The sequence below is a fragment of the Bartonella sp. MR168JLCBS genome (assembly GCF_042194175.1).
On the sequence record NZ_JBHIMP010000475.1, the window covers coordinates 1 to 278 of the forward strand.

The 278-nt window shown below is 36.3% G+C and carries 1 pseudogene; it reads right to left on the bottom strand.

The window, feature by feature from the left end:
• Positions 1-278: pseudogene (locus ACFIK8_RS12110) on the bottom strand (TonB-dependent heme/hemoglobin receptor family protein); the annotation flags it as partial.

Here is a 278-nt window from a genome sequence, read left to right on the forward strand (position 1 = left end):
GCCGGTGATTGTTATTAAAGTATTGATGAATTTTAAAAAGCAAATTATTCCGGTCAAACTGAGCGGGGTTTTTACGTGTACGCTCTTTATAGCCCTCTACAGTTCCCATATTTTTACGTTCATTACCTTCTACATGAGACCCTTGGAAAAGAAAAAATGTTTGATAATTACGCACTGCAATAGCTTGATCTACGTGCCAACTATTATCAACAGAATGATAACCGCCTTTTATAAGACTACCCCAATTCTTTTCTTCAGGAATGAGATCTTCAGGATTA